Here is a 25,253-nt window from a genome sequence, read left to right on the forward strand (position 1 = left end):
CCTCCGCCAGCACCCTGTCCACCTGGAACGTCAGCGACGGCAACAGCCCCACGCTGCTGACATCCAAGACGGTCAACTCCCTGCGCTACACCGGCGGCCAGCTCACCCTCGGCAACGGCTCCACCGCCGTCACCCTCACCCTGAACGTCGGCCTGCTCACCAACTCCGGCGGTTCCACCATCGCCGCCGGCAACGTGGCCTCTGCCATCACCGCCACCGGCCCTGACTTCTTCGTGTACATCAATCAGGGCACGACCAACTTCAACATCAAGCTCACCGGAGCCTTCAGCCTGGTCAAAGGCGGCGGCGGCGCCCTCACGCTGAATCCCGGCACCGGAGTCTCCAACGACTACACCGGCGCCACCTACGTGGACGGCGGCACGCTCAACCTCAACGGCGCGGCCAGCACCATCGTCATTCCTGGCGACCTGATCGTCAACAATGCCACGGTCAACGTGAGCAATGCCAACAAGTTCAGCGGCACGGTGGGCCAGATCGCCGCTGGCGCAAACCTGACCCTCAACGGCGGTTCGGTGTTCAACATGTTCAGCTACACCAGCGCCACCACGACCACGCTGGCCAGCATCAACTTCAACAACACCGGCGGCACCACCCAGCCACGCTTTGTTTTCAACAATCCCACCGGCGGCGTGAGCACTCTCGTCCTGACCGCCACCAACGCCATCACCGCGGTCAACGACAACTTCGCCACCACCCCGATCATCCAGGCGGCGACCACAGCGGCAAACTCCGCCATCCAGCTGACCGGCAGCAACCCTATCATCAATGTGTCCGGACTTTCCCCGATCGGCCTGGTGATTTCCGCCCCCATCACGAGCTCCAACGGCGTCGTCTCCAAGATCGGCAACAGCTCCCTGGTGCTCAGCGGCAGCAGCACCTTCACCAACGGCTTCAACCTCAATGAAGGCACCCTGATCTTCGGCACCAACTCGGTGGGCAATCCCGGGGCGCTCACCAGCGGCGCAGTCGGCACCGGCACGCTGACCATCGCAGGCGGCACGACCATCCAGGCCGGCAACGTCACGGGCATCAGCACCACCACCACCGCCAGCTCTGCCACCGTCCAGCTCAACACCGCAGGCGCCGCCGCCTCCCTCGCAGTCGGTCAGGCCGTCTTTGGCGGCTCAGGCATCCAGGCCGGCACCTACATCACGGCTGTCGATGTTGCCAACAACCGCATCACCCTTTCCTCCTTCGTCACCACCGCCAGCTCTGCCAACACCCTCAACTTCTCCACCTACACAGGAAATGCTGTGACGGTGAATGGAGACTTCAGCTTTGGCGGCCAGACGACCAATCAGAACTTCACCCTCACCGGTGCGGTCAACCTGGGCTCCTCCACACGGGCCATCAATGTGGACAGCGCCTTCGTGATCGCCACCATCAGCGGTCAGATCAGCGGCACCGGCGGCATCACCAAGACAGGCAACGGCGTCCTGGTGCTGACCAACAACACCAACAGCTACACCGGCGCTACCACCATCAACGGAGGCATCCTCCGCCTCGGCTCCACCAGCGACAACACCTCGGGCACCGGAGCTGGCAACATCCTGCCCAGCGGCACGGCGCTCACCATCGCCACCGGCGCCGGCCTGGATCTCGGCGGCAGAAACCAGACGATCGCCTCGCTCGCCGGGGGCGGTTTCATCACCACTTCCACGGGCACCGGCACCTCGATCATCAGCACGCTGACCGTCGGAGACAGCACCAACACCACCTTCTCAGGCGTCCTGACCGGTGCCTCCACAGGAAATTTCAGGCTTGTCAAAGTCGGCACCGGCGAGCTGACCCTCACCGGCGTCAGCAACTTCAACGCCGCCAACGCCGTCGCCATCAGGGGCGGTACCATCAGCGTCAGCAATCTCGGCAACGGCGGGTCCGGCAGCGGCATCGGCGCAGCCTCAAACACTGCGTCCAATCTGGTCATAGAAGGCGGCACGCTGAAGTATATCGGCGCAATCAACGCCACCACAGACCGTGGCTTCACCATCGGCAGCACCGTTGCCGGCGCGACCGCCACCATCGATGCCTCCGGCACTGGTTCGCTGACCTTCAGCTCCAGCGGTGGCGCGCTGGCCTACGGCACCACCAACCAGACCCGCAACCTCGTCCTCACCGGCACCTCCATCGCCGCCATCACCAACGTCTTCGGCAAGGTCATCGCCAACAACGGCACAGGCCTGACCTCCCTGACCAAGAACGGCAGCAACACCTGGTCCCTCACCGCCGCCAACACCTACACGGGCGCCACCAACATCAACGCCGGGACGCTCGTGCTCGCCGCCGGCTCCCTGGCCAATGCCTCCGCCACCCCCAACGCCACCGTCACCGTGGCCAGCGGCGCCACCCTCTCGGTCGCCGCCACCACCGCTGGCTTCAACTACCAGATCGGCAACGTGGGTACCGTGGCCACCAATGGCGCTCAGGTGATCCTCTCCGCCGGCTCCTCCTTCAGCATGGCGAACAATGACTCGACCGGCACGCTCACCATCAACCGCAATGCCGGATGGGTCTCCGGCGCGGGTCTGACCATCGGCGGCGCCAGCGGCTCCACCGTGCGCATGACCTTTGACCTCGGCAACGGCGCCAACAAGGCTGACACCATTGTCGTCTCCGACGTGACCACCGCCCTGAACAACACCGTCAGCATCGGCGCCAGCGGCGGCACCGTCTTCATCCTGCCGGAAGCTGGAATCGGCGGCCTGACAGCCGGTCTGCACGACCTGATCACCTTCAAAGCCGGCGGCCTCAATCTCAATGGCAAAACCGCCATCAGCCAGTCGCTGACTCTGGGTACCCCGGGTATCCTCGTGGGCGGTCAGGGCTATGCGCTGACCATCGTCATGAGGAATGCCTCAAATGCCGTCGTCACTGATGCCACCCAAGCCGTGGCCATTGCCATCCAGGTGGCCGCTGCGGCCGCACCCAAAGACTACTACTGGGCAGGCAACCTCAACAACCTGTGGTCTGGCGCCAACTGGAACACAACCGCCAGCGGCGGTGTGGCCAGCGGCTCCATCCCCGGCATTTTTGACAACGTTTTCTTCTCCACCACCACCCCGACACCGGGCAATCTCAGCATCGACCTCAATGGCAACCAGGTCGTCGGCGCCCTCAACTTCAGCTCAGGAGGGGCGGTCACCCTCAACAACAACACCCTGATGCTGCTCAATCCTGCGGCCATCAATGTCAACACCGCCGGCAACATCATCAACAGCGGCCTGATCCTGGGCACCAGCCAGACATGGAACGTCGGCTCCGGATTCACCTTCACCGTCAACGGCGTGGTCGATGACAACCAGGTCGGCTACTCCCTCACCAAGTCCGGTGCCGGCACCCTGCTCATGGCCTCCAATGCTCTCAGCAGCAGCTACCTCGGCGGTACCACGATCACCGGGGGTGTGCTCTCGACAGCCAGCCTGGCCAACGGACGCGCGAACAGCGGCATCGGTGCCTCCACCGCAGACGCGGCCAACCTTGTGCTCAATGGCGGCACCCTCAGGTACACCGGCACGGGAGCCACGACCAACAGGCTCTTCTCCGTCGGCAGTTCCGGCGGTAAAATCGAGTCCTCCGGCACGGGCGCGCTGATCTTTAACAGCGCAGGCGCCATGGGCTTCAACAACCAGACCACGGCACGCCTCCTGACCTTGGGCGGCACCAACACCGGCAACAACACCATGTCCGTCGCCATTGGCAACGGCACCGGCTCCACCTCGCTGACCAAGACCGATGCCGGCACCTGGCTGCTCCAGCCGAACAACGGCGTCACCAACGTCACCGGCACGATCAACGGCACCACCACCATTGTTGGGGACGCCACCGGTCTGGTGACCAACCAGCTCATCAGCGGCGAGGGCATCCAGGCCGGTTCACGAGTCGTCTCCATCGCCAGCGACGGCCTGAGCTTCACCATCGACAAAGCCAGTGACGCCATGGCCCCGGCAGAAACGATCAGCCTCGCCCTGCCAGGCAGCACCCTTGCGGTGAATGACAAGGTCGATGCCGACGGCACGATCAATCCAGACGGCTTGTACACCGTCACGGCCAACAACGGAACGACGGTCACCATCTTCAAGCCTGCCGAAACGAGCCGCAGCATCGCCTTCAGCGCTGCCGCAGGCAACGGTTACACCGGCGTCACCACCATCAACGGCGGCACGCTCAGAATCCTTGACGTCCAGAATGGCGGCATCGCCAGCGCCATCGGGGCATCCAGCAATGCTGCGGCAAACCTGGTCATCGACGGCGGCACCCTGCGCTACGAGGGCGCAGGCTCCAGCACGGACCGCCTGTTCACCATCGGCACCACCAACGGGGCCACCCTGGACGCCTCGGGCACCGGAGCACTCACCTTCATCAACCCGGGCTCGCTGGCCTTCAGCGGTTCTGGCAGCGGCCTTCGCTCGCTCACCCTTACAGGCACCAGCGACGCCGCCATCATCAACAGCCTCATCTCTGTCATTGGCAACGGCAGCGGCACCACCGCCCTGATCAAGACCGGAACCAACACCTGGCGTCTTGGCGGCTCCAACACCTACACCGGCAGCACCACCATCAGCGGCGGTGTGCTTCAGGTCAGCGTCATGACCAACGGCTCGGTCGCCAGCAGCATCGGGTCTGCCACCAACGTGGCCTCCAACCTGGTGATCAACGGCGGCACCCTGCGCTACACAGGCAACGCGGCTTCCTCCAACCGTCTGTTCACCATCGGCACCGGCGGTGCGGTGATCGAGGCCTCGGGTGTTGGGGCTCTGACCCTGAGCAATGCGGGCCTCCTCGGCCTCTCCGGCACGGGAGCGCGCGTCCTCACCCTCACCGGTACGAACACCGGCGCCAACACCCTCGCATCCTCCATCAATGACAACGGCGGCTCGACCAGCGTCGTCAAGAACGGCACCGGCAACTGGGTGCTCTCCTCCACCATCAGCGGCTACACCGGCACGACGACGGTGAACAGCGGCACGCTGCAGGTCGGCGTCTCCTCCGCCGGACGCACCGGCTTGGGCGCCACCACCGTCAACAGCGGTGCCACCCTCGCAGGCTCAGGCACCATCAACGGCACCGTGGGAACTCTGGGCAACAACTTCCTGGATGGCACCAGCCATATGATCAACAGCGGCGCGACCCTCTCCCCAGGCGATCTCCTGGGCGCAAGCGTCGGCTCCATGACCTTCAACGGCAACCTGACGCTCCAGACCGGCTCCACGGCCAACTTCCAGATTGCCGGTGCGACCCTGAACGGCGGCTCCGGACTGCTCAGCTCGCTGCTCACCGGCACTTACGACACCCTCGGCGGCTACCGTGATCTGAACCGCGCCACCTGGGACGCGACCGCCATCCCTGCCGGCCGGACCGACTTCATCACCGTCAACGGCATGCTGACCCTGAACCACACCACCCTGGTGGTGCAGGACCTCAACAACTACCTCACGCTGGCCACCAGCGCGGGCAAAGCCCAGAGCGGTGACATCTTCAATCTCGGCAACTGGACCGGCCTGGACTCGCTTTCGAGCTTCAACGTCGGCGAAAACTACCGCACGGGCGGCTCCGGCGGCGGCGACCTCATCCTCCCCACCCTCGGCGGCGGTCTGGTCTATGACGTGAGCCTGTTCAATGCCTACGGCCTCATCCTCGTCATCACCAAGCCCGGCACCATTCCGGTGCTGATGAACAACTTCAATCTCGACCGCTCCACCTCATGGAATGCGGTGGCAAGCTGGCTGCCAACCACCGTGCCAAACTCCATCGGTTCCATCGTGAACTTCACGACCAACATCGGCACGGCGGTCAACCTCAACGCCCAGATCAACCTGGACGGCAACAAGACCGTGGGCGTGATGGTGCTGGGGGATCAGAACAACACCAACCACTTCGAGATCGCCCAGGGCAGCGGCGGCAGCCTGATCTTCAACAACGGCGGCTACGGCAAGGCGCTGCTGAGCAAGGTGCAGTCCAACAGCACCACCGTCGGTGCAGACGTGATCTCCGCACCGGTCCAGCTCGCAAGCAACCTGCGCGTCAATTCCAACGCGGGCGGCGCCACAGCCCGTCTCGACATCAGCGGCTCCATCTCCCAGGTTTCGGGCTCGACTTTCGGCCTCGACATCATGGGCCCGGGCCGTGTCACTCTCACCGGCCAGACCGCCAACTCCTACACCGGCCTGACCACCGTCTTCAGCCGTGGCAACAGCGACGCCGGCAATCCGGAACTGGTGCTGGCCAAGACCACCACCGTCATGAGCACCACGACGAGCAACAGCGTCCAGGTCTCCTCCGCCACCACCTCGAGCGGCAGCAATGTGGTCAACCTCGTTGGCGGCGCCAACACCAACAACTTCTACGTCGGCATGGTGATTTCCGGCAATCCGAACATCCCTGCCGGCGCCACCGTCATTCAGATCAACTCAGCCACCCAGTTTGTGATCTCGACGAACGCCAGTGTGACAAACACGGTCGGAGTCGCCACCACGTTTGACGTGCGCCAGCTGGTCAACGTGACCAACACCGCCGGCTTCTATGCCGGCATGGTGGTCAACGGCAATCCTGGCATCCCCAACGGCACCGTGGTGCTGGCGGTCAAGAACGGCACTCAGCTGGTTCTCTCCAACGCAGCCACGGCTTCCGCCACCACCAACACCACCTACGGCACCTATGTGGCCAACGGTACCATTGTCGGAGACCTCAAGATCGGCAATGTGAGCATGGGCGGCTCTGGAACGGGCGTCGTCCAGCTTGGCGCGAGCGAGCAGATCGCCAACACCTCGCTCATCAAGTTTGACGCAGGCTTCGGCGGAGACTCGACCGGCAACAACGGCAACAACTCCTACTGGAAGCTGATGGGCTTTGACGAAACCGTGCGTGGCATCTCCGATTTCACCGCCAGCGGCGTCATTGAAAACCTCGAAGGTGAAAACCAGTCGGCCAACAGCACCCTGACTCTGAACACCAGCGGCGTGAGCTACTACAACGGCTTCCTCCGTGACCGCGCCAACAACACGGGCACCGGCGTGCTGAACCTCGTCATCGGCGGCAATGGCACCCAGGTCCTGGCCCTGGGCAACATCACTTATTCCGGCTCCACCACCATCAACTCGGGCGCCACTCTCGTGCTCGAAAGCGCGACCAACTTTGGCAACGGCATCAGTGGCGGCACCATCGGCACCCAGACGATCACCAACAACGGCACTCTGGGCTTCCGCATCAACAACAACGCCACCTGGAACTTCTCCCGCGCTGTCTCCGGAACAGGCGCGATGGTGCGCGACGGCGGCAACGGCACTCTGAACTTCAGCTCTTCGGTCGCCACCTTTGGTGCCGGCATCAAAGTGCTTGAAGGCGGCACAACCAACTTCAACAACACCACCACCGTCACAGGCGGCGGCTTCTACGTTTCCGGCATCCAGAACCTCACGCTCGTGAACTGGAACAGCGCGGTCAACGTGCAGTCCGGCGGCCTGAGCGTGGTCGGCAACGGCAACAACGTCACCTCCGGCGGCGTGCTCTCCGTGCTTGCTTCCAGCACGATGAACGGCGCGATCAGCCTGATCGGCGGCGACCTGCGCATTGAAGGCTCAGGCGCCCTTTCCGGCGTGACCAGCATCCTCATCTCCGGCAGCGGAACCCTTGCCGATGGCAACACCTTCCAGGGGCTGAGAATCAGGAACACCAGCGCGACCGCCGTCAACCGCATCAACGACTCGGCCACCATCACCATGAACGCTGGGCAGCTCACCCTCCAGGGCGTGGGCACCGCAGGCACGGAAAACTTCTCTGAAACGCTGGGCACCTTGTCCTTTGCCGGTGGCTCGAACCGCATTGTTTCGGAAAAAGCCACCTCGGCCACCAACCTTCTGACCTTGGCCGGCCTCGGGACCCGTGCAGCGGGATCCACCGCCATCTTCAATTCGATCCGCGGCAGCTCGGACACCGGCGGAGTCATCGCATTTACCACCACGCCCACGGCAGTTCTCGCCAACAGCAACGGCATTCTCGGCGGCTGGGCGGTTCGTGCGACCATCACCGGCGGCCAGGCAGCCTATGAATGGGCCACGGTGTCCTCCCAGACCGTCAACGGCAGCTCCGTCAACGCCATCACGGCCCTGACCTCCTACACTGCGGCCAACAGTGCCACATCCATCCATTCGTGGACTTCGACGCAGAACATCAAGGTCACCGCCTCGCAGACTCCGACCTCCTTTGGCAGCCGCACCATCAACTCGCTCAACATTCAGAGCGGCTCCGGCCTCACGATCAACATCAACCCGATCTCCTCGACCACGCAGAGCACGCTGATCATCAACAGCGGGGGCATTCTGGCCACCCAGGCCACGCACACCATCACGGGCGGCAGGCTCACGGCTGGCACCTACACCGGCTCTCTCAACCCTTATGAGCTGATCTTCCAGCAGCCAACCAACCAGCTCAATGTCTTCAGCGCCATCGTGGACAACGGCGCCAACATCGTCTCCGTGGTCAAGTCCGGTGCAGGCACTCTGGTGCTGAACCCGACCGTCACCGCAAGCGTCGTGAACATGAATCCCAACAGCGCCACGATCACGCTGAACACGAACAACTTTAACACCGACATCGTGGTTGGTTCCACCGTGTCCGGTTCTGGCATCGCTCCGGGGACCACCGTCATCGGCCTGGTGGGCAACAACCAGGTCATCCTCTCCCAGAAGCCCACCGCTGCCATCACCACCACGCTGACCTTCGGAGTGCTCAACACCTACACCGGCAAGACCTACATCAACGACGGCGTGCTGCAGATCACCCGTGAAAGCGACCTCGGATCGAATCCCGGCAGCTACCAGGCCGACCAGCTGACGATCAACGGCGGTGTGCTGCGCGCCAGCACCAACCTGGTGTTCAACGACTCCAACCGTGGCATCACCATCGGGATCGCAGACGGCTACTTCCGCGTCGCCACCAACAGCACCCTGAGCATTGGTGCTGCCAACAGCATCATCGGAAACACCGGCAGCCTGATCTTCTCCCCTGACAGCGCCAGCCTTGGGGTCTTGCTGATCGCGGGCAACAACAACCTCTCGGGCGGCCTGGAAACTGTCGGCGCGCAGGTGATCGACACCGGCACTCTGGCCTCGACCTTCGTCACCGGTGGAAACACCGTGACTGTGGCGACGACCGCCGGTCTCGAAGTGGGAGGCACCGTCACTGGCGACGGCATTCCTGATGGCACCGTCATCACACGCATCGTTGATGGCACCACCATCGAGATCTCGCAGCTGGCAGTGGCAGACGGCACCAATCAAAACCTGGTGTACAACGGCTTCAATGCCGTGAAGCTCACGGGCAACAACACCATCGGCTTCATCCGCATGATCGGCTCCACGATCGCGCTGCTTGGAAACAACACCCTGACGAGCGACATTCAGGTGAATTCCGGCCTGCTGCGCCTGGGCGGCAGCAACCAGTTCAACGGCACGATGACCGTCAACGGCGGCGAAGTCCGCCTTGAGAGCAGCAACGGTCTGGTCAGCAGCAACGGGGGCTACACCGTCTACACGGACGGCACCTTCAACCTCAACGGCTTCAACACCACGGTGGCCAAGATCACCGGTACTGGCACGGTCACCAACAACGGCACCGCCGCCTCCACCCTCGTGGTCAATGCCACCGACAACTTCACCTTCAACGGGGTGATCACCGACGGCCCTATCTCCTACGGCGTCCTGGGACTGACCAAGAACGGAGATGGAGTCATGACTCTGGGCAACGGCAACGCCTACTCCGGCCCCACCGTGATCAACGGCGGCGTGCTCCGTGTGTCGCAGCTCGCCTTTGGCGGCTTCAACAGCAGCATCGGCAATGCCACCAACGACGCGGCCAACCTGGTCTTGAACGGAGGCGCGCTGAGGTACTTCAACAACGCCTCCACCATCACCGACCGCTCCTTCACACTCGGCGTCGGAGACAGCGCGGGTGCCATCATCGCAGACGGCACGCTCGTCGGGGCCACCGTGACCTTCGGTTTCAACGGACTGTCCCCTGCGGTGGCATTCACGGGCTCGGGCTCCCGCACCCTGACCCTGGGCGGTGCCAACCGTGGCGACAACCTCTTCAATCTGGCGCTGGGAGACGGCGCCGGCGGAGCCACCTCGCTGACCAAGATTGGCAACGGCACCTGGGTGCTCGGCACGCAGAGCTCCTACACGGGTGAAACCACGATCCTCGCCGGTGTCCTGGCAGCGACTGTGGACGGCGCCTTGGGGGCTGCGGGTGGTGCAGGCATCATCCTTGCTGGCGGCACCAATGGCAGCAACCTGATCGGCAACCAGAACGCCACGCTGGATCTGCGCGGCGTGACCTACAACACGGTGCAGAACATCTACCTGGCAGGCGGCACCCTGGCCACCACCACCGGAAACAGCTCCTGGGCTGGCTCGGTCTTTGTCAACGCCACCTCCACCATCCTGGTGCAGCAGGGCTCGGTCCTCAATCTCAAGGGCACCCTGGGCGGAAACAGCTCCATCAACCAGATCGGTGGCGGCACGCTGATCCTCAGCGGCCAGGCAGATCCGACCACCCGCAACAGTGTCTCCACGATCAATGTCATCAACCACACCGTTCAGGCCGGCACCCTCCGCCTGGACTACACCACCAACAATTTCAGCAAGCTCGCAGACAATGGCGCCCTGGTGCTCGGTGGCAGCCGTTTTGGCGGCACGCTCGAACTGCTGGGCGGATCTCACGTGGAAATCGTCGCTGGCGTGACCATCAACACCGGTGACAACCGCATCTCGCGCCTCGGCGGCAGCTCGATCCTGCGCATGAACGGCATCAGCCGCGGTGTGGGCGGCAAGGTCAACTTCAGCGGCAACGACATCGCCAGCACCGACACCAACAACACGGTGGGCATCCTGGGTTCCTGGGCCACGGTCGGTGATTCCGACTGGGCAACGAAGAGCTCCTTCAACGAATCGCTGGTCGATACCAAGACCACGACAGCCGGCGATCTCATGATCCGTGCCTACACCGGCTACACCGCCAGCTCGGTGAACAACGACTGGGTCATCTCCTCGACCATCGGCAACATGGACTTCGTCGCGAACACAACGCAGACGAACGACACTGCCAATACGCTGCGCTTCCACAACCCGGTGGGCGGGGGAGGGGTGAGCACCGTCACACTCAACGGATCAAACACGCTGCAGGGCGGAGCCATCCTCGTCACCTCCAACATGGGTGGCAGCACGGCTCTGATCGACGGCACAGGCACGCTTTCCACCGGCCGGGTGGGCACCACCGTCAATGACCTGCTGATCCTTCAGAACAACGTCAATGCCCCGCTGGACATCTCCGCGGTGATCGTCGACAACTCCGCGAGCCGTGCGGACCGCGCCGGCACGATGGTGAGCGGCAACACGCTGGTGAGCAACATCAACGCCGCCGACCTCGCCGTGGGCATGCTCGTCACGGGTTCCGGCATCGCTGCGGGCACCACCATCACCTCGCTCTCCTCGGTGGCCACGGTGACGATCAACCAGACCATCGGCAACAGCGTCATTGTCTCCAGCGTGCCTACCAACCTCTTTGTGGGAGCCACACTGCTGGGCCGCACCGTGACCGGCATCAGCGGCACGACCCTCACGCTTGACGGAGCCCCCAACGAAACGATCTCCAGCGCCTCCACGCGCGAGTTCCAGACCAACACCATCACCCTCAGCGCGGCTCCGACATCCTCGGTCACGCAGACGCTGCAGTTCAACCAGAACCGCACCGGCACGACCAATGCTGGCAGCAATTTGATCAGCGCGATCAGCACCACCAACGGAACCGGCCTCAACGGCACCAATGGGACTACGGGCCTCTATGTGGGGATGAGAGTCTCCGGACTCGGCATCGTGGATGGAACCACCATCACTTCGCTTTCAACTACCGCCACGGTTAACATAACCGCAACTTCCGGCAACACTGTGACGGTTTCCAGTGTGCCTTCCACCCTTTTCGTAGGAGCGACCGTGCTCGGACGCACAGTGATTGCCATCAATGGCACAACCCTCACGCTTGATGGCGCTCCTAATGAAACTATCACCAGCAGCACCGACCGGAGTTTCCAGACCAATACCATCACCCTCAGCAATGCCGCCGTGGCAGGGGCGGGCACCGGCTCGCTCACGTTCTCCCAGGTGACCGGCCTGGACAAGACCGGCCTGGGCAACCTGATCCTCTCCGGCATGAACCTCTACACAGGGGTCACCACCTTGAATGCGGGTGTCACCACGATCTCCTCCCTTGGCGTCGAAGGCTACACCTCCGGCACACAGATGATCACCAACCTCACGTCGCTGGGCCGCACCGCCTCAGTCGAAAATGCCGCCGGCCTGACGATCGGAACCATCGTCACCGGCTCTCAGCTCCCATCGGGTGTCACCATCACGGCCATCAACAGCCCCACCACGGTCACCCTGTCCAACGGCGCGCTGCTCACCACCACCGGTGCCAACCTCAACTACGACAACAGCGGCATCACGGCCAAGAGCGGCACGATTTCTGCCACCACCACGGCCAACAGCGCCACCGTCACCGTCGCCAGCGGCACGGCAGGGCTCACCGTGGGGCAGACCGTTTCCGGCTCCGGGATCATCCCCACCAACGGCGGCACCGTCGTCATCCTCTCCATTGTGAACAGCACCCAGATCACCATCGGCGTGCTGAATCCTAGCGGCAACGCGACGACACTGGCGCTGGTGTCCGGCACCAACAATCTCACCTTTGGCAGCTCCACGCTCTACAACGGCACGCTTGCCACTGACACCCAGAGCGGCACACGCATCACCGTTGGCAGCACCCTGGGCATGACCGTGGGCCAGACCATCTCCGGCAACGGCATCCCGGCCAACTCCACCATCCTGCGAATTCTGGATCAGAACACGATCGAGATTTCCAACCCCGTGACCACCACCGGCCAGAACAATCTCACGTTCGGAGCCAGCACCAGCATCGGAGCCACGCTGATTTCCTCCACCACGAACGGAGACACCAAGGTCACCGTCGCCTCCACGGCGAATCTCAGTGTCGGCCAGCTGGTCTCCGGCCCTGGCATTCCTCTCGGAGCCACCATCACCAAGATCGTTGACGGAACCACGATCTACATCTCCGTGGCGGCGATCACCACCGGCTCCAACACCTTGGTGTTTGCAGGCCCGGCCTCCAGCCTTGGCGCCTCACGCAACACCCTGGCCAACCTGGTCTTCAATGGCGGCACCCTGCAGTTCAACGGCACCAGCGCCAGCTCGGACCGTGGCTTCACCATCAATCAGACCGCTGTCTGGGATGTGGGCAACGCCTACACCGTGCTGACCATGGGCGGCAACTACACCACCCCCGGAAATCAGGATGACTACGGCATCGTCAAGATCGGCGCAGGCACCCTCTACATGCTCGGAACCTCCTTCGGCGGCTACGGCATCAGCTCCTTGGTGGTGGGAGACGGCACCCTGAAGCTCGCGCCTGCATTCAACGACCAGTACATCCGCAACGACATCGGCGCCCTGACCATGGCAGGTGGCACGCTCGACATTCAGAGCATCTCAGGCCGCAACACCACCCAGAACATCATCGGCACCCTGAACATCGCCGAAGGTTCTTCCGTGATTCGTGTGACGGGTGCGAATGGTGCAGCCACCTTCCTCAACCTGCAGGACATCAACAACCCTTCAGGCGTCAACTTCCAGAAGGGCGGCACCGTGCTGTTTGAAGTGAACGGTGGTGCTCTGGTGTCTCAGATCACCCTCGCCGGACGCGCCTTGATCGACGTCGGTGTCATCATGCCACGTGCCCTGTTCACGCTGAACAGCACCAACAATCCGGGCGTGAACAACTTCGCCTTCGTGGACTCTTCCACCAACATCATCACCGGATCGGACATCAAGGGCTCGCACACCTTCCGTTCCAATGTCGCCAACTGGATTGTCACCGACAACATCAGCGACGGCGCCCTGATGGAAGAATCCTTCACCGGCAGCACGGTTTCCGGCGCTTCGGTGAACACCATCCTGCTGACCAACAGCGGCACCTCCTTCGCGGGTGACCTTGGCCAGGACTCCAACCCGCTGCTGGTGAAGCGTGTGCCGGGCGTCGACCGCCTCCAGGTCGGCCAGCTGGTCCGTGGCAACGGCATTGCAGACGGAACCTTCATCACCGCCATTGATGTGGCCAACAACACCATCACCCTGAGCCAGGCGCCGGTCCTCAACGGACCTTCCGTGACCCTGTATGCCTTCAACTCGCCTACTTTCAGCGGCACTCTCAGCGCGGACGGCTACACCATCACCAACATCTTTGATTCCCGTCTCAAGGTGGGCATGGCGATCTCCGGACCTGGCATCCCTGCCAACTCAACGATCTACTCCATCGATGCCGTGAACCACATCGTGCTGATCACCAACCCAAGCGGTCAGCTTTTCACGCAGGTCGGCACCGTGTCTCTCTATTCTGAAAGCCTCACGACGCAGCCTATCGAGCTCAATTCCAGCATCATCACCATCACGGACACGCTGACCATTGCCAGCGGTGCCATCCTGCAGACCACGCACTCCGGCACCCACCAGAATTCCATTGTCGGTGGCGTCCTGACCAGCGGTCTGGCCAACACAGACGGAACCACGGCAGATCTTATCATCTACAACTGGAATCCGCTCACGGCGCTGAGCATCAGCGCCTCCATCGCCAACAACAACTCCGCCGGTCGGCTCGTCAATCTGGTGCTGAGCGGCGACGGCACCACGGCTCTCTCCGGCACCAACACCTACACTGGCACCACCTACCTGCAGGGCGGTGTCATGCGCCTGGACTCCGCCGGTGCTCTGCCAGACGCCAGCCATCTGCGGATCGATGGCGGTGTGGTCGGCCTCAATGCCGGAGACTTCACCCGCAACCTCGGCACAGGCAGCAATCAGGTGGACTGGACCAGCAGCGGTGGCTTTGCCGCTTACACCACCAATCGCACCGTCAACATTGGCGGCAGCGCAGCCACACTGACATGGGGCCTGAACGGCTTCGTTCCGGACAATGATTCCCTCATCCTCGGCGCCCAGGATGCCGACAGCACCGTGATCTTTGCCAACGGCATCGACCTTGGCCGCAAGGCACGCATGGTCGAAGTCGTCAGCGGTCGTGGCCCTGTGTATGATGCTCCGTCTTCCTCCACCCTCGTCCCTGACGCCGTCATCTCCGGGGTGCTTTCCGGCAGCAACGGAACGCTGATCAAAGGTGGCAATGGCGTGCTCAGCCTGGCCGCAAACAACACCTATGCCGGCGGCACCTCGCTGGCTGAGGGGACCCTGATCGCCCAGCAAAACGGCTCTCTGGGCAGCGGAGCCGTCGAAGTCGGCACCACCACAGACACGCGCACCGCTGACAAAGCGCTCACGCTCGTCTTCAATGGAAACACGCTTTCCAATGCGGTGACTTTTGGCAACGTGAACAGCGAAGGCATTTCGGTGCTGCAGACCACCGCTTCCAGCACCACGGTCACCGGAGCCGTGACAGTGAACCGCACGGCCGGAGGCAATGTCTTCCTGTCCAACAACGCGGGCTCCACAGTGACCTACCAGGGCGTCATTTCCGGCCAGGGTGGCATCACGGTGATGGGCGGCGGCACCGTCGTGCTGGCTGGTGCCAACACCTACGGCTCACAGACGGGCGGCTCCGGCGCAGACATGGCAGGAGGCACGGTGCTGCGCTCCGGCACCCTGGTTCTGGCCAATGCATCCGCGCTCGGTCAGACCTCCACCCTCGAGCTGGGTGGCAATGCATTCACTCCGGACTCCTACGGGTTCTCGCTGACGGCTGACTACGCCACCAACGGGGCTTCGCTTCTCGGAGTGGAGCGCAACACTTCCTTCTACGCCAAAGACGTCAGCGGCTACGGCGGTGCTTTCCTGGCCACCGGCGGCGGCCACATCGTGGCCAATGACTCCGATGCAGGCTCCGGTGCCTTCTACTATGTCAGCCGCACCATTGACGGCGTGACCTTCACCAGCGCAGACATCGGCAAGACCATCCTGGTCAAAGATGAAATTGACCACCCAGAGCGCAACGGGCTCTACGCCATCACCCAGATCAATGATGACATGACCATGAACCTGGCCCGTGTGGACGGACTCAACAACACCAACGGCCTGGTCTTCAACTCCTCTGCCAACATGGTCAACGGAGCCCAGGTCTCTGTGAACGGCGGTTCCTCGGCCGGCCTGACCTACTTCATGGCTTCGCCAAGTGTCACCACCGTCAATGGAGCCATCACCGATCCGGTCCACTGGTTGCAGGATCAGAGCAACCCGAACGTCACCCTGCAGATCAACAATGCGGCCATCACCACGATCACGCAGAACATTGACATCAACTACAACGGCGTGGGCACCACCACCATTGCCTCGGCCAACCCGGTGACCTTCACTGGAAATGTGAGCCTGCAGAACCTCATCACCGGCTTCCAGGATTACAAGGAGCTGGTGGTCCAGTCCAGCACGCCAAATTCCGGAACTGGCATCGCCTTCTCCGGAAACATCACCGAAGCCAACGGGGCGGAGGACATGCTCGCCCTGACAAAGACCGGCTCAGGCGTGGTCACGCTCTCCGGCAACAACACCTACCATGGCACCACCACGGTGACCTCAGGCACCCTGCTGGTGAACAACACCGCCGGTTCCGGCACCGGCTATGGCAGTGTGGTGGTCCAGACCGGGGCCACGATTGGTGGCACGGGTTCGATCGCTCCCGGCGTTGGCAATGGCCTCACCGTCCAGACCGGTGCGACACTGGCGGTTGGCAACATTGGCCACACCGCAGCCAGCCAGCTCATTGTGGCCCTCAACTCCACGGGAACCACACCCACATACACAGATCCGTTCCTTGGCGTGGTCCAGGGCGACCAGAGCTTCGCCACTCTGGCCACTGGCTCCACCCTCAAGCTGAACCTGTTCCTCAATCTGAGCGGCACGACCAATACGACCGAAAACGACCGCCTGATCTTCAACAACACCGGATCTGCGTCGTCCCTGATCACCATCGACGGGGCTACCCTGAAAGTGGGCATCGGCTCTGGCAGCTCCCTGGTTTCGACCAGCTTCAACGTGGGAGATTCCTGGAAGCTGATCGACTGGGGTGGCCTGACGCCGACTGGCAAGTTCGCCAACCTCACCGGCAACACCTCCACTGATTTCGTGGACCTGCCCACCCTGACCGGCGGTATGTTCTGGGACATCAGCAATCTCTACAGCACCGGCATCATCGTGGTGGCTGTGCCTGAGCCGGGCAGGCTGCTGCTCTTGCTGCTCGGCTTCCTGGCCCTCGGCTGGCGCCGCCGCCGCAGGATGGCTGTTTGAGCTAGGACCGCCTACGGCCTGCCGGTAAACTGACCGGCAGAGCCGTTGTGTTTACATGATAAATACCTTGTCAGTTTGATGCGATTTTAATATTATCGCCTCATAAATCAGAAATTTATCAGGAGCTAATCATGAATGCCTCAACATTTGTCGCGAAGTGGAACAAGCGCAGAAAGGCCATGGCCTTGGTCATGGTGGTCACCACCGTCGCTTTGATGTCCATGCTGGTCGTCGCCATTTTTTCGGTCACCCGCACTGAATACAAAGCCAGCCAGAGCTACGTGGCGTCCCGCAATGCCAAGCAACTGGCAGATCTGGCCGTTACCTTCACTGAGGTGCAGCTGCAAAATGCCCAGAATACCGCCACGGGCTCATTCAGCCGCACCATCCATGCCACCCAGCCGGGCATGGCACGTGTTTACCAGGCCAACGGTGACTTTGTCCGCGCCCACAAGCTCTATTCGAGTTCGCAGATGGTGATCACCAGCTCCAACGAGGCGGACATTTTCAACAGCAGCAATCAAGTCCCGAGCGACTGGGGCTCATCCCAGAACGCGGCGCGGTATGTGGACCTCAACGAACCCGTCGTTCGTCCCGGGCTCGCCACCGGAACCATGGCCCTTTATTTCCCGATCATTGACCCACGGGCGGCCTACAATGGGACCGACCCGACCAGCGGGCGCACCATGGTGGCCGTGGAAGGCTTCAACTACACCAAAGTGACGCCGGCGATCACCGGCGCGGGTGGCACGGTGACCTACAACGAAGTGGTGACGCCTGCAGATGCCGGCAATGACCCCACCAAACTGCGCCTGCCCATGCCTGTGGAGTGGATCTATGTCCTGCGTGACGGCACCACCGGAGCGCTTGATTCCAGCAACAAGTTTATCAGCGCCGACGGCTCCACCACTCCTTCCGCCGCCAACCCGATCATCGGACGCGTGGCATTCTGGACCGATGACGAGTCCTGCAAAGTCAATGTGAACACGGCATCCGAGCCCACCTTTTTTGCCCCTCCCTACTTCTACCACCAGCGTGACTCCAAGTGGGCCAACTTCCCCGGCACCGCAGGCGAGTTCCAGCGCTATCCCGGGCATCCCGCCACAGTGGCTCTGAGCACGGTCCTGGCACCGGGGGTCGATCTGGATGTTTACGCCCCTCGGGCCAACATCACGAACATTACGCAGACCAAGGATGCCATCTACACCCTGATGCCCAAGATTGCCACCGGGGGCTCCTCCTCCGGAACCAAGCCGTTTGTGCTTGATGCGTTTTCCAGCAGCAACGGCGAAGTCGGCACGGCCAGCAGTGGCGACACCGTCCAGGCAAGAAAAGAGCGCCTCTTTGCCACCGTGGACGAAATGCTCTTTGCAGATGGAGTCAATGATTCCAACTACAACTACAACAGCAACATCGGACGCGTGGCCACCAGCATTCCGCTGCCGGGGCAGGGCTCCCGTTATTTGTTTGACCATGACACATTGGAGCGTTCCCGGTTTTTCCTGACGGCCAACAGCCGCTCCCCGGAGTTCAGCATTCATGGACTGCCCCGCATCTCCATGTGGCCGGTGGCAGACGAAGGGCTCGGGCAGCAGCGCCGCACCAGCTTTGACACCATGATCGCCCTTTGCTCCACGCTGCGTGGCAAGACTGCGGGTGCCGCCGTGGCCAACAGCTACATTTTCCGCCGGGCTCAGCCGCACCATCCCACCCATGACGTGACGGGTTCATCCTCCGACTACGGCGGCTCCACCGGGCTGACGCGCAACAGCACCCTGCTTGACTATCTCTACGCAGAAATGACGACCCTGCAGTTCCCGCAGACGTCCTCGCTGGGCTCCAGCAACAATTTCGGCCAGAAGTACGGCACCGACAACGCCGCCCAGCTGGCCATCCAGTTCTTTGACTACATCCGCTGCACCAACCTGTATGATGGGGTCATGGCTCGTAACAACGACGGCTTGTCGGGCTACAACATGAGCACTAATCCGCCCAGCCCAATTACCGGCACTCCGCTCTATTTGGAGAGGGACAACATCGCCAAATCCCGCTTCACCTACACGGAGCAGCGCATCACCCGCCGTGCTTCGGGCAGCCTCAATGATGGCACCCAGACCCAGATCGGAAGTAACCTCATCACGGCTGATCAGTATGTGTTCCCCGGCCATGGCCAGGTGTCCCCCGCCCGCTGGCAGAAAAATGGCCGCATCGTGCAGGGGATGGGCCGCATGTTCACCATTTCAGAAATCGGCTTCCAGTTCATCTGCACGGCGGACGGAATGAACGACCCTCAGTATGCGGTGAACACCGGTGGTGTGCTGAGCGGCGGTGGCAGTGCTCCCAAGGCGCTCTCGACCCGTGAACCGACCCAGGCTCCCACCAACAACCCTGGCGGCTCTGCAGCCACCTTTCTGACGCCTGCCTTTCCCCCGCGCACTCCGCCGCTGCTGGGCTTTAACCGCTGGTATTCCAATTTCCCGCCGCTCACCGCGCCCTACGGCAATGGCACCTACTATGGCTGCAGTCCCACCGTGGCCAACAGGCACCCCTCGCTTCACCCGGGCTACAATCCGGCCAACTGGAACATGACGCTGGAGCTGAACACTCCGCTGAGCGACGGCTCGGGCGGCAGGCCTGCCGAAAAAAGAGTGCAGGCCATGCTGATGCTGGAATTCTTCTGCCCCATGTCCGGCTGGACCAAGATGTTCCCAGAATGGGCCATCGTGCTGGATGGCAGCTTCATCCGCTCCATCATGCTCCAAGGCGTGAACGGTCCAGTGCCTCTCTTTCCAACGACACAGGACGTGATCATCAAGTCCAACGGCAATGTCTATGAAGCCACGGACTGCTATTCCATGGGCGGGCATGTTGGGCCGACTGCCATCGCTGGAGGTCGTGCGGGGCCCGGCTGGGGTACCACCCTCATGGGCGATGACACCAACCCCTACGTCTCAGGCGGTGCGCGCACCACAGACAGCAGCCGCTACCTCGCCAACCCGGGCCCGAACAACAACGGCCATGATGGGCTGAACAACTGGGGCCTGATCAGCCAGTACGTCACCGTGAACCGCAACCAGCCGATGGTTCTGACGTTTGGCCAGCGCGATCTTGTGATCAAGATTTACGACTCCCACAGCAAAGCTGGCAACAACGGCCAGGAGGCTCAGACCATCAGCATCTCATTTGACGGCGCCACCCTGCCGGTTCCCGCCCTGGTGTATTCGGCCAATGAAAGACGCGTCAACGGCACCCCCTTGTATGAGCCTGCCAACAAGAACGAGATCGACCATTACTTCTACGTGGACTCTTTTGGCCGCGATACCTACCGCCGTTCTCTCCAAGCTCCCCATTGGTGGTGCTTTAACCGCATGGGCTGCCTGAACCGCATGTTCGGCACGGTCAATTCGGCCTACCGCGGAACAGCCAATCCTCCTCTCTACGCTTCGGGACCTTCATTCAACACCACTTTCAACTCGAGTGATGACCAGATCACCACCGGGCGCCTCGACACGGAATCGCGCTTCGCAACATCTGCGGGTGGCACGGCCGTTTTTGACAACGGCACACGCCTGGGAGTGAGCCTCATCCCGCCTGAGGCCACCACCACCAGCGGCGGTGTCACAATCACAGATGTGAACGGCAACCCCTGGTCGGGTTCAGATGTCATTCGCACCTTTGTGCCAGCGGTTGGAGATTACCGCTTGGCTGCCGCACGTTACAATGTACCGAGCACCATGTGGATGCGCCATCCGCTGTGGCAGCAAGTGGACTCCATGCCGGCGCTCACCCAGCCGCGCACCATTCATAGCTTCACCACCCACGTGACCACCACGGAGTCGGGTTGCATCCTTCCTACCGCCGCAACGATGACCAAGTTAACTCCTCTGGGGATTAACATTAACAAGAATCAGCAGCTTGTCGCCGGTGCCCCTTATCGGGACTCATCCATCCCCGACCTGCCGCCGGATACTGGCTGGGCGGCTACGGCCAACGCCTTCGGAGATTTTGACAACGGGATCGCGAACGCACGTGACGGCGCTTATGTGAACAAGCCTGACGAAGGCAACTTCTATGCGGGTAACTACACCCGTAATAACGTTACAAAATTCTACCGCTCGGGTTATTTCTACGAGCCCTGGCACAACAGTGACGACTGGCGCACCGGTGTTTACATGACTCCGAACCGCATTGTGTCCTCTCCGGTCATGTTTGGCTCCCTGCCCACCGGCGTCTGGCCTGGCGGCAATGTCGGCACGAGCGCCCTTTCCGGCGTCTCCTACTCAGAAGGCAAGCCCTGGCAGACCCTGCTGTTCCGCCCGCATGCAAGCTCGAATGCCAACTATGGCAAGGGTGTCACCCCCGGCCACCCTGGCGACAACAATCCGCGTGACCACTACCTGCTGGATCTCTTCTTCATGCCGGTGGTCGAGCCCTATGCCATCAGCGAGCCGCTTTCCATCGCCGGTCGCATCAATCTGAACTACCAGATCGTCCCCTTCACCAACATCACCCGTGCCACGGGCATGCATGCCGTGATGAAAGGGGAGTTCATGACCGCCATCCCGCTGGGAGATGCGGACAACGCCAAAGTGTACTACTCCAGCAGACAAGGTGCCAGCTCGACAGAAGGGCAGGCGGCCTGGTCAGCTTCGGGAGACGTCTTCTGGAATGAAGGCACTCATACCAAGTACTGGCACCGCCCCATTGATGTCACCAAGACCCTGTATCAGTTTGACCAGAAGTTCCAGCATTCAGCCACAGGCTCCAACCATGCTCTGAACCGCTACCGCGGCCTCTTCCGCAGTCCGAGCCAGATCTGTGAAATTCACCTGATCCCGGATGTCAGCCAGGGGGCTTCATCCGGTGGTGAAATCCTCGGCAGTATCGGCAACATCAACGCCAACACCAGCGGCACCAACTTGCAGACTGTCATGGAGCAGTTCTGGCAGAACCACCCCACAACGGGTGACAACACCCGCGAGCGGCCTTACTCCAACATCTACGCCCGTGTCACGACGCGCAGCAACACCTTCCGGGTTCACATGAGGGCGCAGGTGATCACCAAGGCGCGCTCCACCGCTCCGGACACCATGGACCCGACCAAGGACGCCATCTTGGGCGAATACCGTGGCTCTGCCCTGATCGAGCGCTACATCGACCCGACCGATGTGACGAATCCTCTGCCCGACTACGCTGCGACGGCCAATCCTCTGGGAGAAAAGCCCTTGGACACCTTCTACAAGTTCCGCACGCTGGAAAGCAAGCGTTTCAGCCCCTAATCAACCATCAGCCGCCTTTTCAGGTCAGCACTCTTGGCTATGAAACATCCCAACAAATCACGTTCGCAGGCTGGTTTCTCACTGGTCGAAGTCACGCTCGCTGTGGCCATTGCGGCCCTGGCCATCATCACCTTGCTGGGGCTCCTGCCTCAGGGCCTGGAGATGGCGCGCAAGACAGCGCTGATGATCAACGACAGCAACATTCTGGAGCAGGTCACGCATGACATGGAGAATGCCACCTTTGACATGCTGCCGAAGCCAAACCAGAAGGTGAACAAGTACTACAACGACCAGGGGCGCGAGGTCGCGCAGGACGCCACCGATCTCGCCTTCGTGGTGGAGATTGAGCAGCAGTCCGTGGTGGCGCTGCCCAAGGCCGAAAAAACCCAGCCTTACCTGAAGCGCATGGTGATCAAAATCGCCGCGACCAGCTCGCCTAGCTTTGTCTTCGGCACCAACAACACGGGCTCCTATGTGGTCTTCAATCAGTTGATCGCCAAAACCCGCTGATTTTTCCCTGTCATGAATCTTTCCTTCTCCCTTTTTCGCCCGCCCATGGGCCGCCGTCTGCGGCGGGGTGCCGGCCCTGCCTTCACGCTCATTGAGCTGCTCGTGTCTGTGACTTTCCTGGTGATCCTGATGCTCGTCGTCTCACAGGTCATCGGCATCGTGCAGCGCAGCTGGGTGCGTGCCAATTCTCGTGTGTCGCAGTTCCGTGAGGCACGGCAGGCGTTTGACACGCTCACCCGCTCTCTGTCCCAGGCCACGCTGAACAACTACTGGGACAACGAATTCGACACGCTGGGATCGGATGCCGCCGGTCAGACGATCTCTCTGGCCAAGGACTACTTCAGGCAGTCGGAGCTTCAGTTCATCTGCGGTCCTACCAGCAAGGTGGTGCCGGGTGCCGCTGGCAATGCGCAGAACTATCCGGGGCATGCGGTGTTTTTCCAGGCTCCTCTGGGCATCGCAAGCCTGGTGGCCACGCTGTCATCGGGCTCCTCCACCAGCCAGCCCGTCAACACCGAAAACATGGTCAATCTGCTGTGCGGCCGTGGCTACTTTGTGGAATGGGGGACGGATGCGTCCTTCCGCCCGGCCTTCCTGGAGCAGCTGAACAATGCCGTGCCGGTGCGCAGCCGGCTGCGTCTGATGGAATACAGCCCCACCGCTGAGAAGAACCGGATTTATGACACCAGCCTGCGGCCCATCACCGCGCACTCCATGGAATGGTATCAGGATGTGCTCAACAGCGAGGTGCAAAGCTCCCAGGAGACCGCCCAGACGCGTGCCTTCACGCGGCCCATTGCAGAAAACATCATTGCCCTGGTCATCTCTCCGCAGGTCGAGGTCACTGGCAACACGGGTGTGGCCCCTTACATCATCGCTCCGCAGTACATTTATGACTCGACCTTGAAAATCAATCCTGGTGCTTCGCCACTCAATGCGAGCCAGCAGGGGACTCAGCATCTGCTGCCGCCACTGCTCAAGGTCAGCATGATCGCCTTGGACGAACGGTCTGGCGAATTTCTGGCGCGTGAAGAAAACAGCCAGATGAGAGCCCAGCTCCTGACGGCCATCGCAGGCAAGCTGCAAAATGCCGCCAGCCTGAATGAAGAGCTGGACGGCGTTCAGGGAAAGCCCGGCACGCTTGTGCAGCTCCTGCTTGATCAAAAGCTTAACTATCGAGTGTTCAGCACCACCATCGCCCTGAAGCAGGCGCGCTGGAGCTTCTGACGGGATCCTGACTCTCATTTTGCTAATCCATCCGGCTCATATTTCATTCCTATGACATACTTTTCATACACAGAGCGGCAGGCCAGGCGGGCTTTCAGCCTGATTGAGATGCTTGTGGTGATCGCCCTCGTCGCGATGATCCTTGCCTCATCCACGCCCGCCTTGATGCGCACCATGCAGGCCACCCGGCTGGCGTCCACAGGAGACTCCATCATGGGGGCCATCACGGAGGCCAAGCAGCTTTCCTACGCGCAGAATGTCCCGGTTGAGCTGAGGTTCTTCAAATACGCGGACCAGGATTTTCCCGGCTCCACCGTCCAGCTCTTCCGCTCGTATCAGATGTTCAAAATCGTGACGGTTACCCAGGGCGTGGGCTCGAATGCTCAGACGCTGGAGTCCGTGGTGCCTGTCAACACTTTGTCAAAGCTTTCTGACGGGGTCATCATCGCTGCAGGCACGGATCTGTCCCCGCTGCTGAACGGGCAGAACGGTACATCGCTGGATGACGTCAAGCCAAACGCGGCCGGTGGCGTGGGCTATTCCGGGGTGAGCGGTGCCAAGTACAATGCTTTGCGGTTCATGCCGGATGGCTCCTGCCGCAAGGTCAGCGCCCAGCAAAACGGCTTTGCGCAGCTTGAGTACGGAACCCTCCCTAACAGCTTTTTCACCCTGACGTACAACAGCGGCCAGGAGGTGACCACGGGGAACCTGCCCAAAAACTTTTACACCATCCAGGTCGATCCTTTCACCGGCAAGGCCCGCAACTACCGTCCAGGCTTCTAAGTCCCCCTCGGGAATGGGCAGTTCGTTTCAAACTGACCCAATTTTCTGCATGACAGCCGCCTGATCGTCGCTTGAATGG

General features: G+C 61.8%; 5 protein-coding genes (1 of these 5 cut by a window edge). All 5 read left to right on the forward strand.

Annotated features, from left to right (window positions below):
- Nucleotides 1-17,375, forward strand: the 3' portion of a protein-coding gene (locus ACFQDI_RS07645) for a beta strand repeat-containing protein (protein WP_377165085.1). 14,638 nt of this gene lie to the left of the window's left edge; the window shows 17,375 of its 32,013 coding nt (coding positions 14,639-32,013); its start codon lies off the left edge, out of view; it ends in the stop codon at nt 17,373-17,375.
- 131 nt (nt 17,376-17,506) lie between these two features.
- Nucleotides 17,507-22,654, forward strand: coding sequence for a Verru_Chthon cassette protein A (gene vccA, locus ACFQDI_RS07650; protein ID WP_377165087.1), 5,148 nt, complete (start codon nt 17,507-17,509; stop codon nt 22,652-22,654).
- Between the two features lie 39 nt (nt 22,655-22,693).
- A complete protein-coding gene (vccB, locus tag ACFQDI_RS07655) occupies nt 22,694-23,164 on the forward strand; it encodes a Verru_Chthon cassette protein B (RefSeq protein ID WP_377165089.1) in 471 nt (156 codons plus the stop codon).
- Between the two features lie 12 nt (nt 23,165-23,176).
- The gene (gene vccC, locus ACFQDI_RS07660; protein ID WP_377165091.1) at nt 23,177-24,391 is read left to right on the forward strand and encodes a Verru_Chthon cassette protein C; all 1,215 of its coding nucleotides are present in this window, start codon (nt 23,177-23,179) and stop codon (nt 24,389-24,391) included.
- 51 nt (nt 24,392-24,442) lie between these two features.
- Complete coding sequence (gene vccD, locus ACFQDI_RS07665) at nt 24,443-25,174, forward strand: Verru_Chthon cassette protein D (RefSeq protein WP_377165093.1); 732 nt, start codon at nt 24,443-24,445, stop codon at nt 25,172-25,174.
- The last annotated feature ends 79 nt before the right edge of the window (nt 25,175-25,253 follow it).

Origin of the sequence: Prosthecobacter fluviatilis (assembly GCF_042655725.1) — a bacterium.
Lineage (GTDB): Bacteria > Verrucomicrobiota > Verrucomicrobiia > Verrucomicrobiales > Verrucomicrobiaceae > Prosthecobacter > Prosthecobacter fluviatilis.

Coding starts and splice junctions, on each gene's coding strand:
- vccB (WP_377165089.1), top strand. CDS start 22,694: ATGAAACATCCCAACAAATCACGTTCGCAGGCTGGTTTCTCACTGGTC.
- vccA (WP_377165087.1), top strand. CDS start 17,507: ATGAATGCCTCAACATTTGTCGCGAAGTGGAACAAGCGCAGAAAGGCC.
- vccC (WP_377165091.1), top strand. CDS start 23,177: ATGAATCTTTCCTTCTCCCTTTTTCGCCCGCCCATGGGCCGCCGTCTG.
- vccD (WP_377165093.1), top strand. CDS start 24,443: ATGACATACTTTTCATACACAGAGCGGCAGGCCAGGCGGGCTTTCAGC.